This is a genomic window from Streptomyces daghestanicus, from assembly GCF_020521275.1.
GTDB lineage: Bacteria > Actinomycetota > Actinomycetes > Streptomycetales > Streptomycetaceae > Streptomyces > Streptomyces griseoviridis.
Map to the genome: position 1 here is coordinate 924,059 of NZ_BNDX01000002.1, position 18,007 is coordinate 942,065.

Annotated in this window: 1 protein-coding gene (only partly in view); it reads left to right on the forward strand. The window is 75.4% G+C overall.

All 18,007 nt of this window come from inside a single coding sequence — locus tag Sdagh_RS04290, scabin-related ADP-ribosyltransferase (RefSeq protein WP_190077980.1), on the forward strand. Of the gene's 58,833 coding nucleotides, 20,929 precede the window and 19,897 follow it; the stretch shown corresponds to coding positions 20,930-38,936 (codon 6,977, partial, through codon 12,979, partial); the first complete codon in view begins at position 3. Both the start codon and the stop codon lie outside the window.

Here is an 18,007-nt window from a genome sequence, read left to right on the forward strand (position 1 = left end):
CGCGGGCGCTGTCCCAGGCGCGGAGCAGGGTGGCCGCGGCGCGGCAGCGCCTGGCCGGCCTCGGGCTGGACCCGGACGAGCTGTCCGGGACGTCGGAGGAAGCGGCACGACTGGCCGAACTGCTGGACGTCCCCCGGGGCACGGCCCAGGACCTTCTGACCGCGGCGAGCGGCCTGCTTCGGCCGCCGGTGTCGATCGGCTGGGACACACGTACCCAGCGGCAGCGGGCGGTCGTCCACGCCGCGCTGGCCAGGATCGCGGAGAGTCTGCACCGGCAGGGGGAGGAAGCCGCCCGTGAGACGGCCGACCTGCTCGTGGAAGGGAATCCGGCCCTGCGGTCCGCGGACGCCGGGCCCGTCGGCGGCGCCCCGCCCCGGAGGCGGACCGCGGAGACCGTGGCCGACCGGGCCCCGCGCACCGGCACCTCGACGTCCGGGGGCCCGTCCACCGGGCAGCTCCGCGAACTGGCCAGGAAGGTGTTCACGGAGCTGGGCCACGGCCAGTACCCGGTGGAGAACCTGGTCGCACCCGTGCAGAAGGTCATCACAAGGACCGACTGGTACGAGGGGTGGCCGGTCAGGGAACTGATGCTGACGATGGCGTTCAACCCGTCGTGGAGGGAACCGAAGCACGCGTCGACGGTCGACTCCCTGGTGCGCCCGGACCGCCTGCACCTGCTCCGGGCGATCGCCGAGAACTCCACGCTGGGCGTGCTGCTCCAGCTCCAGCCGGACCTCCTGGAGGTGCTGTCCCGGTCGGGCACCATGCTGCGGAAGATGCAGAAACTGCCCGAAGACGTCCTCACGCAGTACGGGCGGCAGCCGCAGTACATGCAGGACCTGCTCCGGACGCACGGCAGTGGCCGCATGGAACTGGTGGACGCGATCGAAGCGGACCACCTCTCGGTCCATTCGCTGCTCACCACCCCCGGGCTGCCCGCGGCCCTCGACCACCGGGTGGCCCTGATCACCGCCGCGGCGGGCCCCGGCCCGGCGGCACAGCACCTCGTCCAGGACCGCGCGCTCGCTGCGGCGTTGGTGAACAGGACGGCGAAAATGGACGATTCCGACGCCGCGGAGGAGGCCTGGACACTCGCACAGGAGTGGTCGCTGATCGGGGCTCTGTCGGAAGTCTCCGGTCCGGAGGGCCGGGGCCTCGCCGTCGACTACGAGAACCTGCTCAGGTCGAAGGAGCACAAGCGGCTGCGGGAGCAGCTACAGCTCCACGCCGATCAGGCGAAGCTGCTGGTCAAGGCCCCGCGGCTGCTGGCCGCGGCGGTGGCGTCCCCGGCCGTGGTGGACACCCTCGCCACCAGCCCGCGGCTGGTCGACGTCCTGACGGACGTCCCCGCCTTCGCCGAACGGCTCGCGGGTGACCTCGGGGCGCTCACGGCGGCGGTGGACAACCCCGAGGTGGCCGGGGCGCTGTCCCACACTCCCGGCCGCTTCGACACGGTGCCCGACGCGGACCTGCGGGACGCGCTGCTCAGCACGCGCTCCCCCCGCCTGCCCGCTCCGGCCGACCCGGGTCCGTCCGCCTCCCCCGTGGACAGGGCCAGGGCGGCGATTCCGGCCCTGGACACCGTCCTGACGGCCGATCCCGCCCTGCGGGCCGCCCTGGACGAGGACGGCCATGCCCTTGCCCGGACGCTGGTCCGCCACCCCGGTCTTCTGGCGGACCCCCACGAGTACCGGCGTCTGCTGAGTCCCGACATGGCCCGGCTGCGCGAGGGGGTGCGGGACGGGTCCCCGCTGCTGGCCCCGCACCTGCTGAGAGCCGCGCTCCGGCACGAGCAGCTGCGGCAGTGGTTCCTGTCGGCCAGCGTCTCCCCCCTCCTCGACGCCCCCGCGCACGACCTGCGCAGCAGGCTCGCGCGAGCGGCCGAGGCCGACCCCGCCGTCGGAGAGATGGCGTTCTCGAATCCCGCGCTGGCCCACCTGTTCAGGTACAACCCGCCGCTGAAGAGTCTCACCGGGCTGCGCAGGGCCTGGGCGGTGCGGCCCACGGACGAGCGCCTCTTCGTCCACGCGACGAACCCGCAGGTGGAAAGCACGTTCGCCGACGCCGCCGATGTGCGGCGACTGCTCGACGTGCTCTTCGGCGACAACGCCGCCCCGATCCGGCTGGCGCGGGAGCACCAGGACATACTGGCCCACCTGCACGGCGCCGTGGTGACCCACCTGCACGCCCATCCGGCCGTGGTGGCGAGGCTGGCCTCCCGGAAGGCCACCGTACGGCTGTCCTCCGCCCACTGGAGCCGGCTGTTCCACGACGCTTCGCTGCTCCAGGCGCTGGGCAGTGCGGACAACTCGACGCTGCTGAGCCTGCTGGCGCTCGTGCCCGAGGCCCTGCGCGAGGCGATCGCGCGCCCTGGCTTCGTCGCGGCTCTGGCCCGCCCGGAATTCCGGTCCCAGGTGGCCGAACTGAGGAAGAAGCAGCAGAAGAAGAAGGGCAAGGGCTGGACCTCCGAACTCACCCAGCTCGTCGAGAAGGAGAGCGGCGAACCCACGCTGTCGCCCGAAGGCGTCGTACTCGGCGACCGGGACACAGCCCTGGCCGGCCTCTGGCGGCTCGCGCCGGAAGAGGCCGCGCGGCGCCTCGAGCAACTCCCGTCATTCCTCGACGCGGACGAGGCCACCCGTCGGCGCTGGATCGCCGTCCAGGAGACGGTCCGCGAGGACGCGGCCCTGCTCGACGCCGCCCGGCGCAGCGCCGCCATGGGATCCGCCCTCTACGCCAACGAGGAACTGGTGCCGACGCTCGGTGCGAGGCGGCAGCTCCTGGCACGCCTGCTGGACCACACCTCGGAACTCCTGCCCGCGCTCCACGGCAACGCGCCGCTCACCGAGGCACTGCGCGTCGACGACTACCTCTACCGCATGGTCATGGCAGACCCCCGGGCCGGCGTCATCCTGAACGCCTACCCGCACTTCGCCCGGCACGTCGCGAGCAACCGCGAACTGGCCCGGCTCTTCCACCTCCAGCCGCGGAACTACTCCCTGATGAGCACGGACCCGCGTGTGGAGGACCTGGGCTACAAGACCAGTCACACGGCACGCGCCTTCGCGGACGGCGACCCGGCCGCGTTCATGCTCCTGGAGCCCGAGGCCGGCGAACTGGTGAGGGAACTCGCCGACATCGACCTCACCACGGACCCGGGCCCGCTGGCCGTCGGCGCCGCGCTCAGCAGTCCGGCGGTCACGCGGGCGCTGATCGGGGACCCGGCGCTGGTGGAGCAGCTGGAGTGGGTTCCGGGGCTGGCCGCCGGCCTGGTGAACCACCCGCGGGCGTTCACCGACGCCGGCCACTTCCTCCGGTTCATGACCGCGGACGGGCTGCTGGAGGTGCTGGCCGAGCACCCGGAGCAGATGGACGTGGTGCTGGGCTCCGCCGAACTGCTGGAGACGGTACTGCCCACCCCGGTCGTGGTGGCGGCCCTCGCGGCGGACCGGGGGATCGCGCGGCTGCTCGCGCGCCGCCCGGAGGCCCACCGGCTGCTGCGGGAGCAGCCGGAGATCGCGGCGGAGCTGGCGGGCGGGCAGCGTTCCCTGCGGGTCGTGCTGGAGGCCGTCCACGGGCTGGCCGGGGCGATGGCGGACGAACCACGGATCGGGCGGGACCTGCACAAGGCGCCCTGGCTGACGGCGGCGTTGCTGCGCAGCCACGGGCTGGTGGACCAGGCGCGTGCGGACGGTCCGCTGTGGCGGGCGGCGCGGGCCGGTGCGGCGCTGGCCGACGCGCTGACTCCGCAGGTGGTGCGCAGACTGGCCGGCCGCGAGAAACTCCTGGGGGTCCTCACGGCCGGCGCGGAGTCGCTGGCGGACATCGACCCGCTGGAGCTGCGGCGTCTGCTGGGCAATGCTTCGCTGACGCGCTTCCTCGACACCCGCACCGACTCCGCCCTGCGGTTCTTCACCGTGCCGGGGTGGCGTGCCGCCGCGCTCGGGACACCCGGCTTCGCCGGCGATCTGGAGCGGCTGGCCCGCGACCCGGAGCGGTTCCGCGAGCTGACCGGGGACCCCTCGGGAGAACTGCTGCCGGCGGCGCTCGCTCCGGCACGGGCCGTGTCCACGGGCGACGGGCAGGCCGCGCGCGCGACGGGCACGAGCAGGTCCGGCGAGACGGCGCGCACGGGCGGCGGGAAGGCCCGCGCCCCCCAGGGCACGGAGGCCGAGTCGGTGTGGGCCCGGGCCCTGGCGTCGGTGCCCGAGGTGGGCGAGCTGCTGCTGGACCCGGCGGCGGCGGAACTGGCCGGGAAGCTGGGCGAGCACCCGGAACTGCTGCCCCTGTTGCTGGGCGCGCCCACGGTGGTGGAGGACGTGGCACGGGACCCGGGGGCGTGGCGCGCCTACGCGTTCGGTGAGTTCCTGGCCTCAGGCGAGGGCAGCCTGGAGGACTTCGACAGCGATCTCCAGGCTCACCTGGACCGGATGGGCGTCCTGCTGGAAGGTGACTTCCACGGCCGGGTGCGGCACGCGGCGCGGGGCGTGTGGGAGCGGGCGCGTGCGGCGCGGGAGACGCGGCTGGCCCAGGACACCGCGGCGGTGGAGGAACGGCTGGCGGCGTTCCGGCCGCAGTCCCCCGAGACGTGGGAGCACAGCGGACGGCTGGTCTATGCCAGCCACGTCCGCGAGGACCGGTTGGGCGAGGACCGGCTGGAGAGGCTGCGGGAGGTCGCGTCGGGCAGTCGCCTGCCGCAGGAGCGCGGCCGGGAGCTGGGCACCGACCGGGCGCTCCACGTGCACCTGCGGGGCGGCAGCGGCGGCGCCTCGTTCGCGTACGTGCTGGCCGACGACGGCCGGGTGGACGTCCTCGTGTACGCGATCAGCGCCACGCGGCAGGGCAACGACTACCTGTGGGACGGCAACGGGTCCAGGTACACGCCCGGCCCGCTGGACATCGGCACGGTGTCCAACCACCCCGCCCTGGTGACGTCGCGCGAGCTGGCGCGGCGGGCCGCGGAGCTGGCCGCCGCCACGGACCCCAAGGGCAAGGGGAAGGGCAAGGGCCAGGACGTACCGGCGGCGGCCGCGAACACCGCGACCGGGACGGTCCGGCCGGCCGACCGCGAGGTGGAGCGGCTGGCGCAGGCGCTGTCGGCGTACCACACGGCGGTGGCGGGACAGCACGCCGCGGAGCGGCTCCAGGACGCCAAGCACCGGGTGCGCGCCGTGGGAACGGCCCAGAAGACGATGCGGACGGCGGAGACCGCGCTGCGGGAGCTGGGCCTGGACCCCGAGGCGCTGACCGGGATGCCGGCCGTGGCACGCGGGCTGGCGGAACGGCTGGACGTCACCCGGGAACGGGCGGACGAACTGCTCACCCGGGCCGGTGCCCTCCTGCGCCCGGCCGTGGTGATCGGCCAGGACGAGCAGGCGCGGGCAGTGCGCGGCGCCCAGCACGCCGCGCTCGCCGAGATCGCCGCGAGTCTGGACGAGGGCGGAACGGGAGCCGGCCGGCAGAAGGCCGACGCACTCGCCGCCTCGGACCCGGCCCTGCGTTCACCGGGCCCGGGCCTGGGCGGCGGCGCCTCGTCGTACTCCCTCGGACCCGACTCGGTCCGGCTCGGCGAGTCCTCCGTGACCGGACGCGACACCGGGGCCCCGGTCCACGGAACCCCCGCGGACGTGGTGGCGGACGCCGGGCCGCCGGTGTCCGGGGCCGGGGCGGCCGACGTGGTCGTGATCGGGGACGACGCCGTGCTGCTGGGGAGCGCGCCGGTGGCCGTGCGCAGCACGAACGGAACGAACCTCGGTACGTTCGACAGCCGATATGACGTGGAGCGGTATCGCCGGGGTGACGGTGAGACGGTCAGCCGGCTCGTGGTGCGGGTCGCGTGGGAGTTCGACCCGGCGGGAGACCCGCGGACGGCCGGCGGGGACGGGGCGGCGACCGGCACGGAACCGGCGAACAGGGTCGAGGCGTTCGAGGCACGTGTCCGGGCGGAAGTCGACACGGTGTGGAACACCGGTGCCCGGCTGCCCAACGGCGACCTGCTCAGGTTCGACTTCGAGGTGGTCTCGTCACCCGCCGACGCGCACCGGACCGTGCTGCTGTCCACCCGGGATTTCCGTTCCGACGCCGGACGGTTCTCGGTCGTGGACCCCGACGCGGGGACGTTCGCCCACGAAGTGGGGCACTGGTACGGGCTCAGCGACGAGTACCGCGAGGCGTCGCACGGCTTCCGCGCGGTGTACACCGACGGTGGTCTGATGGCCAGCCTGCACAGGGACGACCGTGACATGCACCATGTCGACGCGGACGTCTCCTGGAAGCAGGTGGATCTGCGTTCCGGCCGGATGTTCGTCGCCGCCCGGTACCTGCGCCGGCTCGGCGCGGACGCGGAGGCGGCGCTGCGGGCCGCGGGGGCCGGGCAGGCGGCTGCGGCCCGGCGCGACGACGGGCTGCCGGAGCGTGCGGAGTTCTCCCTCGAGGTCAGGCAGGCCGTGCTGTACGGCGGTGCGGACGGTGCCGGGGGGCATCTGATGCCCGACGGACTGTCGGACCGGCCCCGTCGCGAGCAGGCGGGCAGGCCGGGTCTGAACGGCGTGTTCAGGGTGGAGTCGGCCGACGGGGCGGTGACGTCGCGCGGCGGGCTGCGGGACGGCGACGGCTGGAACCGGGCGGCCGGGGACCTGGCGGCGGGTCCCGCCGGGCGGGCGGGGGAGCGCGCCACCACGGTGATGTTCCCCCGGTACTGGACCGAGGACGACGCCGTCCACGCGGCGGAGCAGGCCTACCTGTGGGCGTTGCGGCACGACGGCGTGTCCGCGGTGCCGGGGCGTGCGGCGGTGTTCCGCTGGGTCGGCGAGTACGGCGGGGTCCGTATCGAGGGCGAGGTGGAGCGAGGGGAGTTCACCGGTTTCCGGCCCGCCGGCGACCAGAGCGGGCTGCGGGTCCCCCCGTACATGCGGCCGACCGCGGCCGGGCGGGGCGGTACCCGGTTCTCCCAGCGGGCGGAGGACGTGGCGCGCCTCGGTGACCGCCGCACACGCTCCGGGGTCCACCTGCTGCCCCTCATGGACGGCGGTGACCTCCCCGGAGTCGACGTCCTCCCCTATGAGGACCTGGACAACGGCACGTACCGGGCAGTGGTGAAGTTCCTGGACCCGGCCGTCGACCACACGACTCTCGAAAGCGGGCTCATCACCCGCTGGGAGTCCCATGTCGACGGCACCGACCACGTCATGTTCCCCAGGGACTGGAGCCCTGTCGACGTGCGCCACGCCGTGACCGCCGCGCATGCGGCCGCCGTCGAGGCGGACACGGTCCTGGACCGGCCGGACGGCTCCTACCGCTGGGTCGGCGAGGTCGAAGGGGTGCGCGTCGAGGGCATCGTCCGCGACGGCCACCACGCCGCGTTCCGTCCCACGGCGCGGCAGCCGTACCTGCGCTGGCCGCGGGAGAAGCCCTTGGCCCAGACACCGCCCGAGAGCGTGCGCTTCTCCGCCGAGGGTGTCGAGCGCACCGCCGAGTACCGGTACGCGCTCTTCGCCGGCGGTCAGTTCGGCCTCCGGCTGACGATGCGGGTCGCCCTGGTCCAGGACGCGGGCGACGGGCCCGGGGATACCGACGCGTACGCACGGCGTTTCGGGGCCGCGGTCGACGAGGTGTACGGGCGGCTGCGGCGTTCCGACGACGACCCGCTGTTGCGGCTGTCGGTCGACGTGGTGGCCGACGCCGCCGCGGCGCACCGGACCCTCCGGGTGACGGAGGCCGGGGACGCCGTGGACCTGGCGGCGAACCTGCCCCGGCTGCTGGGCCTGCCCGCGGACGCGCACACCCTGCTGGAGTCCCTGGGGGACCTCTCCGCTCCCCCGCGCGAGACGGCCGCGTGGGACCGCGCGGCCGAGACTCCGGAAGTGGCGGTCGAGGTCGCCCTGACGACGGCCTACGACCCCGTGGCCCTCCTGGACGACAGCGACCTGGAGGAGAACCGCCACCACGCCCCGGGCGAGCCCTGGCCGTCCCTGGAGGCGCGCTCCGAGGCCCTGCTGAAGATGCTCCGCGACGAGAAGAGGTTCCTGCCGGGGCTCCTCGACGCCCCCCGGCCCCTCGACGGCTTCCCCGACGGGTGGACCTGGGCCGACATCCTGTACGCCGTCCGGACGGTGGCGGAGGACCCCGCGAACGTCCTGCCCGCGGACCTGGGCACCGGTACGCGGACCGTGCGCGGCGCGTTCTTCGACCGCCTCGGCATCGAGGCCACGCTGAAGGACGGCCTGATCACCGACTTCCGGAGCACCGGCCCGGTCGCCGCCGAAGGAACGCCGGCCGCATCCGCCCGGCCGGCCCCGGCCGCGCCCCGCTCCCTCCCGTCGACGGGGACCGGACCGGCCACCGTACCCACCACCGGTCCCGCGACCGCCCGGCCCCTCCGGCTGCCCGGCGACCCCGAGGCCCCGGCCCCCGGCACGTCCCTCACCGTGCACCCCGTCATCGAGGCCACCGTGCCGCCGGCGGTGGCACGGATGGGCCGGGAGGACGGCGGTGTACGCGGCCTGGTGAACATGGGACCGGTGCCCGGTCCCGTCCTCGACGGGCTGCACGCGTCGGTGACCCGGGCGGTCGAGCGGGTCCTGGCCGACGGCGCCGTGCTCCCCGCGGCGACCGAGGCACTGGCCCGGCTCACGGGGACCGGCGGGGCGGTCCGCGAGGACGTGACCGCGCGACTGACCCCCGAGTTCCTGGCCTCCCGGCAGCGGCAACTGCTCAGCGCGGAGGGGCTCCTCGTACCGTTGCGGACCCTGGACTCCCGCGACCGGGCGCTGTGGGTCAGGATGCGGCTCACCGCTCCCCGCCCGGCCGCGTCGGAGCTGTTCGAGGCACCGGCCGGCGTCCAGCGCTGGGGATTCGGCACCACCAGCGTCGACCGCACCGAGGGCACCGGCGACCTGCGCTCGGCGAGCCTGGCCGGCTCGTACACCTGGCCGTACCCGGACGCCCCCGTGCTGCGGTCGGTGTCGGCCACCGGACAGCTCTCCCTCACCCACAACCAGCGGGCCACCTCGGCGTCGGTGGGCACCGCCGTGCGGACCCTGGACTACCAGGCCGGCCAGGGCGAGCCCGGCTTCGCGTACGACTGGGACGCGGTGCTCGAGTGGCGGATCGCGCCCGACCCGGCCCGGACGGCCGAGGCCGTCGGCGCCCGCGAGACCGGGTGGCGAGTGCAGGAGGGGTCCGCCTGGCGGCAGCGCACCTGGTTCCCGGAGCACCTGCTGCACCCGCCGGCCGCCCGCCCCGGCGGGCCGCTCGCCCCCGCGCCCCTGGCCGACCTGCTGGAGTACGCCCCGCTCCTCGGACTGGAGGCATTCCCCTGGCACGAGAAGCTCCATCAGGACGTCGTGGAAGGCTTCGGCGACCTGCTGAAGGACCTCTCACCGGCCTCCCGGGACGCCCTGCGGCACTACCTCTCGGAGAGTGGCTTCCGCGGCGGCCTGCGCAAGCTGGTCGACACGCACGCCTCGCCCCTGCTGTTCGCCGCGGACGGGGAGCCGCTGGGCTTCCTGACGCTGCGCTTCGACCTGACCGAGGCCGGACCCGCCCACGAGGGCCTCACCACCAGGAACACGGTCCTGGAGGCCGACGTGATCCGGACGGTGCGGGCCACGTCCAGCACGTCCGTGACGAACTCCGTGGGAGTCTCCGTGGGCGCCGCCGCCAGCCTTCTGGGGCAGCTCAGCCTCTCCGGGCGCCTCGGCACCCAGTTCGGGGAGACGTACACGCTCAACGCCGGCGGCACCGTGCTGATGTCGCGCGGACTGCGCTCCGCCCGGCCGCACCTGCTGCGCAACGCGGTGGCGGTGCCGCACCTCACGCTGGTGCGCTCCGACGGCCCGCCCGTACCGCCGACGCGAGGTCCCCTCACCGCCGGCACCCGCGGCTACCCGGTGATCCTGCGGGTCCCCAGCACGGAGACCGTGGGAACCCCCGACACGCGTCCGGACGCCGCCGCGCAGCACACCGTCACCGACCGGGCGGCACCCGCCGGGCGACCGGCCACCCCCCGTCACGCGCCCCGGGACGTCCGCGAGCTGCGTGCGCTGAGCCTGTCGGTCACCCCGCTCCGCCTGGACGGCGCGGAGCCGGTGCTCCGGCACATCGAGGAGCTGCTGCGCCCCCTCGGTTTCCTGCCCGCGCGCGCCCCCCAGGGCAGCGGCGACGTCACCGAGCGGTGGCAGCGGCTCTCCAACGCCCGGCTGCTGGCCGAAGCGGGGTCCGCCGTCGCCCTGCGCGACCTGGTGGCGCAGCCGCGGGACCTGCACTTCACCAGGTCCACCGCGACCGGCGCGGAGACGGTGGTCGCGCACCTCCGCGTGCGTCCGCGCTCCGCGGACGCGCCCGACGGGGACGTGACGCACGTCCGGCACCTGCCCGGGGTCAGGATGCTGAACTTCACGGCCTCCTGGTCCGACGGGACCGAGCAGCGCACCCGGACCCTGGGCGCGGTGAGCGCGGGCCTGTCGGCCGGCGGCCGCATCCCCACGGGCAACGCGCTCCTCGGCGGTGTCGACCTCGGCCTGGACTACGCCTACGGCAGCGGCACCTCGGTCACGGACGCGGCCAGCACCCAGACGGGCCAGGAGAACTACCTCTTCACCTCCGACGGCCTGGACGTCTTCGAGGCGCAGCTCGTGATCGAGGTGGAGTTCTCCGCGACCCGCGGCCACGTCCTGGAGCCCTTCGCGGCGAACGGCCGGGCACGGCTGGCGGTTCCCCCCTTCCGTACCCTGGACGCCCCGCAGCAGGACGGCCCCTCCCCGCAGCACGACATCCGTGCCGTCACCGAGGAGGACGAGCGGATGCTGGAGCTGCGCCGCTCCGGAGAGGTCGCCGGACTCCCCGTGGAGGCGTTCGTCGACCGGCTCGACGGCAGCGAGACGGTCCGCGAGGCGGTGAACCGCCTGCTGGCCTCCTTCCGGACCGGACCCGACGCGCAGGCACCACGGGAGCGGACCGCGGAGGCCGGGCCCGTCCCGATGCCCGGCGCCTACCCGCCCGCTCCCGGGGAGGGGCGGCGGCTGCCCCTCCCGTCCGGTACCGAGCGGGGCACGCTCACCGGCACGCCCGGCCGGGACGTGACGTCCGCGGTGGCCGACGCCCCGCGCGGGCCGCTGGACCGGGCCGCCGCCCTCCCCGCTCACCTGGGCCGTTACCTGCGCACGACGGCCGTCGGGCCGGCCATGGAGGACCCGGCGTCCCTGGCACAGGCGGTCGTCCGCGCCGTGACCTCGCACGCCCACCTCCTGGACACCCTGCCGTCGATCCTGCGGGACAGCCGCGAAGCGGAGATACACAGCCCCGGTCTCGTCGGCACGAACATCGCGCTCAGCCTCAAGGGCTATCTCAAGAACGTCACGATGCTGCCCCTGGCGCCCGCCGAGGGGGAGCTGACCACCGACCGGTGGCACGTCTCCGGCAGAGGGTCCGACGTCACCGTCTCCGGCTCCAGCAGCCATTCCGGCTCCCCGATGACCCAGGTCGGCCTCGCCTTCCCCCAGGTCGGCGTGGCGGGCCGCTACGGCCTCGGAGCCGGCCGGAGCGAGAGCGACACCCGCTCCGACGGGGTCACGGGGTACCGGATCACCAGCCAGAGCGGCGGCCGCCTGGTGTGGTTCCGCGCCGACCTGACGATGGTGGTCGAGGTCCGGCGCGGGCGGCACCAACTGCTCCACGACCTCGTCTCCGACCTCGCTTCCCGGGGCCCCGAGGTGCGGCGGACGACCGTCGAGATCCCTCAGGCCGTCGACTTCTTCCTCGGCGAGCGGGACCTCGCCCGCCACCCCCGGCTGGCGCGGATCGCCGGTCTCACCGACCTGCCGCCGCTGCCGCCCCGCACCCTGCCCCTGCCCCTGGCGTACGCCGTCGGCGGCGGCGTCGGAACGGGAGCCGTCATCGAGGTCGCCGAGGTCACCGCCCGGCCCGCCGACACCGCCGGACCCGCCGTGCGCAAGACGCTGCGCCAGTCCGTCGAGGACCTCGTCGAGAACATCGCGCCCGGCAGCACCACCGTGGGCCGGAGCACCTACGTGCCGGGGCTCCGCGAGCGCGTCGCCGAACTCACCTCGCCCCGTCATCTGCAGGCGCTGATCGCCGCCCGGCACAGCTCCGTCTCCTTCGTCGCCAACGGCTGGCTGGGCCCGCGCCTGATGCGGATCTCGCTCACGGCCACTCCGGTGCCCGGCTTCGAGAGCGTCCTGGGCCGGCCCGTCGCGCCCGGCTCCGACCTGGAGACGCAGTTCGTACGGGCCACCGGCAAGGGATCGTCCCTGCCCGTGCCCGGCACCACCGGCCACGCCACGTCCCGCAGCCGCACCGGCGAACTCGGCCTCACCCTCTCGGGCGGCCTCGACGGCGTACGCGGCGGCCTGCCGCTCAGCGACGGCGTCCGGGACACCGTGGGGCAGAGCGCCGGCTTCACCCACGACGAGCGGGTGTGGCTGCACACCTCCGCCGAGCACGTCGCCGACTACCCCGTGCCCTACGACATCGCGGTCGAGGTCAGTTCCACAGTGCTCCCGAACGCCCTCCTGCTCGCACCGAGGACGGTTCTGCCCACGCCGGCGTATGAGTGGATCGCCGCGCTGGCGGGCCGGGCCGCCGACGCGAGCGGGCTGGACCGGCTGTGGGCCCCGCTGACGGTGCGGGCCACCGCCGGGGTGGTCGCGACCCTCCGCCTGGGCGCCGCGGACGCCGCGCCGGCGGGAGCACCCCCGCGCATCGAGCCGTCCGTCCGCACGGAGGACCCCGCTGCACCGCTCCGGACGCCCGAGGACGCGGCGGTCGTGTCCTTCGAACGGCTGACGGCGGGCGATGCCTGGCGGCCGCGCGGCCCCTTCGAGATCCAGCACTTCGACGCCCTGCCCCACCTGGCGCAGGCCCTGCGCCAGGTCGCCCCCACGCTGCGCGGGCAGCGCCGCGAGACCGCCCGGAGCCTGTCTGCCGAGACCATGCTGACCCGGCTGCGCGAACTCGTCGCGAGCGGCGAGCTGTCCGCCCGGGGACCGGAGCAGATCGAGCCGTTCCTCGGGGGGCCGGGCGTGCCCGGCACCTCGCTGCGGGTCGAGCTGTACGAGCCGGTCACCGTCCTCGCCGGTGCCGACACCTCCCTGGACGACGTCCGGGTCGTCAGCGACAGCCACTCCTCACGGGCCGGAACGGCGATGAGCCCCACCATCGGCGCGCAGGCCGGCTTCCCGCTGACCGGCGCGGGCGACACCGCCCTGTCCGCCGGGGCGGCCCTGGCGGGCGACCGCCCGAGCGCGGGCCAGTCCACGGGCGCCTCCTCCCAACTGCGCGAGTACCTGCGCTCCGGCACCGCCGGGGAGTCCGCGGACGGCGCCGGCGTGACGAGCTACCAGGTCGCGGCGGTCGCCAAGGTGACCGTGCAGGGCCCCACCGGCGAGCGGCGGTACGTCGTCGGCAACCTGTTCCTGCGCACCGTCGACCGGCCACCGTCAGCCGCCCTGAACCGGGCCGAACTCTCCGCCGCCGCGGACGACGCGGTACGGGCCGTCCGCCGCCACGCGGCCCGGCGGGCGGACGGTTCCGGGCACCTGACCGGCGCACCGGCCGACCAGGCGGTCGGCCCGCTGGCCGAACTGCGCGACGCGATCCACCAGCCGGCCGGGGCGGGAACCCTTCCCGCGACGCTGCCGCCGGACCTGACCTGGCACCCGGTCGGTGACTGGGCCTCGCTCGCCGCCGAGCTGCGCGACCTCGGTCCGGGCGCCCTGGCCCTGGTCCGATGGACGGCCCCGGACACCGGGGACGCCCGGGCGCTGGCCGCCTACACGCCGCGTGCGGGGGAGGTGCTGTGGACGGACCTCGGCGCCCTGGCCGGTGAGCGGACCTCTCCGAGCCATCCGGCACTCCTCCCCGCTCACGCGCGCGCCGCGGTGTTCGACGCGGCGGGCGCGGAAGTCACGGCCGCCGCGCGCGCCGGGACGCGTGAGCCCGCGCCGTGGGACGAACCCGCCGCGCGACCGGGGGACTCCGTGCGGGCACACGCGCAGGACCACCCCGCCGAGACGGTGGAGGAGCGCGTGCTGCGCCTGATGCGCGGGGACGCGCCGCAGACCGGCCTCGACCGGCTCACCGGCCTGGTGGACGAGGTGGCCGACAAGGCCGAGCGGGAACGGCGGGACACCCTGGAGCGGACGGGTCCCCAGGAGCCCGGCGACCTGGCGTGGTGCGTGCTGCTGCTGGAACGTCTGATGGCCGCCCGCTACCCGGGTGCCCGTCTGCCGGACGGCCGGCGGCTGCCCGGCGGGGCTCGTCCGGCGGCCACCGCCGACGACTCGGCGCTCGGAGCGTTGGGCCCCGCGGCCCGGCTGGCGCCCGGCGCGGGCTGGGCACGGGTGGAGTCGTGGCAGGCGCTGGCGGAGGCGACCGACGCGGCGGGTCCGGGCGCGACGGCGCTGGTGCTGTGGAGCCGGCGCCAGGACGTCGGGCACGCCTTCGCGTACGCCGACGGGGCGTGGATCGAGATGCGGGAGCGCAGCGGGCACAGGGTGACGACGACACCTCCCGCGCGGGACGCCCTGCACGCCCGGGCCGTGGTGGTCGGCGGGGACGGCCGGGTACGACCGGACGGACTCCGGGCGGCCGTGGAGTCACAGTCCGCGCCCCGTGTCCTGGCGGACCCGCCCGGCGACCACCGGTACGGAGCGCTCGGCCTGGAGCTGGAGTACCCCGCGCAGGGCATCGAGGTCCCCCCGGGTGTGGACCCCGGGTCGCTTCCCTTGGTGGTGGCTCGGTCCGACCACTTCTCGGTGGCGACCGAGGAAGTGGACGGCAGGCTGTTCGTCGAGATCGTCGGCGCCCCGGCGAGCATCGTCCCCGGGGACACCGGGCGCCTCGACCTGGACGACTACTTCCGCCGGCTCGAACAACTCGACCGCCGGTTCCGCGCCCGCGACCTGAGCGCCTACTTCGGCGATCTCGGACGCGGGGCGGCCGCCGCGCCGCCCCCGCTCACACCGTTCGACCGGATCTTCTCCCGCGACCTGGGGTTCACCGTGGCCCAGGAAGCGCGGGGACTGGGGCTGAGGCGCACGCCGTACCGGGACATCATCAACCCCCAGTACACGGTGGGCGTGCCGGTGGCGGGCCTGTACGAGGCGCTCGCGCACGTCCTGGAGGGGACCACGTCGCGGGCGGCGCGAAGAGTGCTCCGGGAGGCCCTGCACTTCGGGACGTGGGCCGCGGCCGAGTACGTCTCGCACCAGTACCTCGCCGGGATGAACGTCCCGCCCCTGTTCGTCGATGCCCTCGACCGTGACGAGGACGTGCGGGCGGTCCGCGGTGCGACGGCGTTGATGTACGAGCAGGCCGCGGCGATGGCCGCCTACTTCTACGACATGTCGCTCCGTGCGGAGAGTCCCGCCGGTCTGGCGAAGAACTATCTGGCCGCCGCTTCCAGGACCTCCCTGGCCGGGGTCCGCGCCGGGCTGCCCGCGCGCGCCCGCGTCTTCCTGGAGGATCACGCGCAGGAGATCAAGGACCGCTTCGCCAGCGCCGCCAGGCGCGGCTACCGGCTCGGCCTGCCGGACCCCTCGCAGCCGCTCCCGTATCTCGACATCGAAGGGATCACCACCGACAGCGGCCTCACACTGGGTGACTACCTGGACAACCTGCTGATCGACCGCCCGGCCGCCCTGGCGTCCCAGGGCGTCCTCGGGATCCGCACCAACTTCCAGCACCTCGACACCAACCCGGACGAGCACGGCACGGCGCGCCAGCCGCTGCCGCTGGCCCTCCTCGAACTGCGTTCCTACGGACCGGCCGACGCGACCTCCGTCGCGGAGCTTCGCCGCGTGTCCCAGACCGTCATCGGATGGGCCAGGGACGCGTACGAGGACATCGACCGCCTGCGCTCCCAGAGCCCGGAGACCGCCGAACTGAGCCGCGGGGGGCTGCTCACCCTGCTGGACAGCACCGCTGCGCCGGCTCGCGAGCTGCGCAGGCTGCTGGGCAGGGGCTTCGAGTCGGAGGCGCTCCTCCCGCAGTGGCTCCAGGCCGGCCCGCTGCTGCCGCAACCCGTGGTGCGCGCTCTCGTACGGGGAGTGCTGGGCGCGGTCGGCCGGCGGCCGGTCCCCGCCTCCCGTGACGAGTACCGTGCGGCTCTTCGCGCGCTGTCCGGCCTGACCGGTGTCCTGGACGGCCTCCTGCGGCGAAGGGATCTCCCGGCGGACGCGAGGGGACCGCTGCGGGAGGTCACGGAGGCGCTCCAAGCGCTCCGGAGGTTCTTCGAAGGAGGCGGCGGCACGGGGCGGGGAGGGCCGGACGAGCGGCCCGGCGGGCCCGGAAGGCCGCCCCGGGGACAGGACGGAGGCGGCGCCGGCCAGGGGCGGCCGGCCACGGCCGGCGGCCACGCCGCACAGCCCTCCGGGACACGGCGTCCGGCCGGGTCGCGGCAGCCCTTCACCGGCATGATCAGCACCGACGACGCGATGGCGAACGGTCTGCGGGCGGCGGCCGAGGAAGCCCGCCGAGACGGCCGGCCGGAGCAGGCCGAGCGGCTGGCCAGGGCGCTGGAGACCTATCGGGAGACCACCACCGCCGTCCCGGAGGACGCGGCGGGGTCCGTGGACGGCGAGGGCGCGCCCGCAACAGGCGCGCGGAGGCCGGGCGACGAGGTGGCCACGGGGCCCGGACCCGAGCCCGCGGTGGAAGAACCCGCTGCCCGGAAGCCCGTACTGGAGGAGCCTGCCGTCCACGAGCCCGCCGTCGAGGAGCCCAGTGCCGCGGCTCATGCCGCCGCGGTGAACGGTGCCGCGGCGGGGAGCGGCACGCCGGCCGGGGAGCCGCGGCCGGCCCAGTGGGCTTCGCAGGAGCAGGAGCAGGAGCAGGAGCAGGTGCCGGCCGGCGAGGCGCCCCGGGAACCGGCGCCGGCAGCCGCCGGGATGTCCGACGGGGGCGATCCGGTCGTCGGCGCGGGACTCGACGAGCAGCTCACGGCGGACGCCGGTGAACCCGCGCCCCGCGCCCCCTGGTACACCGGGCACGGCATGCTCGGCTCGGGCACGGTGCAGGGCGTCGCCGTGTGGACGCCGGAGCGGGCCCGGACCGCGGCCACAGCGGTGGTCAAGGGGATCGCCGACCCCGTCCTGGCCCGGCGGGTGCGCGACGAGGTCGCCGCCGTGCTCCTCGTGGATGACGCCAGGAGCTGGGGCGACCTGCTCGCGCTCGGCGCGTTGCGCGTCGTCACCGGTCGGCTGGTGTGGATCCGCCCCGTGCCGGCCGGGGCCGAACCGGCGCGGGAGGCGGCCGTCCCGGAGGAGGTGCGCAGCTACGGGGTGCGGTTCAACTCCACCGCGGCCGCCGCCGAGCGCTCCAGGACCGTCGTCTCCCGCGCCGACCTGCTGCTGCTCACGGCGATCAACGTGGCCTCCGCCGCGGCCTCCGCGGTGGTGCTCGGCGCGCCGGCGGTGATGACCGAGGCCGGACGGACCCGGTCCCGCGGCGTGCGCCAGACGGTGATCAGCGGGAACAAGCTCTTCCTGGAGGGGACGAACCGGTTCACCGCCGGTGTGAGGGTCCGGCTCTTCGTCGACGGGGTGGAGCACACCGTTGACGAGACCGTGGACCGCGGCCTCGTCCTCGGTCTCCCCGTCGTCCAGTCCGGGCCCGCCGAGCCGCGTCCGGGCCCGCGCGGGGAAGCCGAGGCCGCGCTCGACGGCATCGCGAGGCCCAGGCTCGGCGGCGAGGTCCTGCACGCCGTCGACGTGACCCCCGTCCTGGCCGGCCAACAGCACCGGTTGCGCGCCGCGGGGGTGTCCGCCACCACGGCGTACGAGGTGGTGCGGGAACTGGGCCGCTGGATCAACGAGCGCACCGTGATCGGCCGCTACGGCTGGCTGTCCACCAGCGGTGACTCCTCCGACCGCATCAGCCACGGCATCCCCCTGCGCGGCCTCGACGGGTTCGAGGGCCACGTCCGCATGCGCCTCGCCCCGCAGAGCCTGCGCCTCCTCGGCGTCACCGACGGGGTCAGGACCCGCGC